This window comes from Telluria sp. AZSoR62 (assembly GCF_058111565.1).
Genome location: NZ_JBYTST010000710.1, coordinates 1 through 203, shown reverse-complemented (window position 1 = coordinate 203; position 203 = coordinate 1). Strand labels below are relative to the sequence as shown.

Below are 203 nucleotides of genomic sequence, written 5' to 3'. Positions count from 1 at the left end.
CCCGAGATCGAGAACACGTCTTCCACTGGCATCAGGAAGGCGCCGTCAACAGCGCGCTCTGGCGTTGGGATGTAGGTATCCAGTGCTTCGGCCAGGCGCTCGATGCACGCTTCGCCCATTTCGCCCGGCTGGCCTTCCAGCGCCATACGTGCCGAACCCTTGATGATTGGCAGGTCGTCGCCTGGGAACTCGTACTTCGAGAG

1 pseudogene is annotated in these 203 nt (G+C 62.1%); it reads right to left on the bottom strand.

What is annotated here, in order from left to right:
- A pseudogene (tuf, locus tag AC3XQU_RS25235) lies at positions 1 to 203 on the bottom strand (elongation factor Tu); the annotation flags it as partial.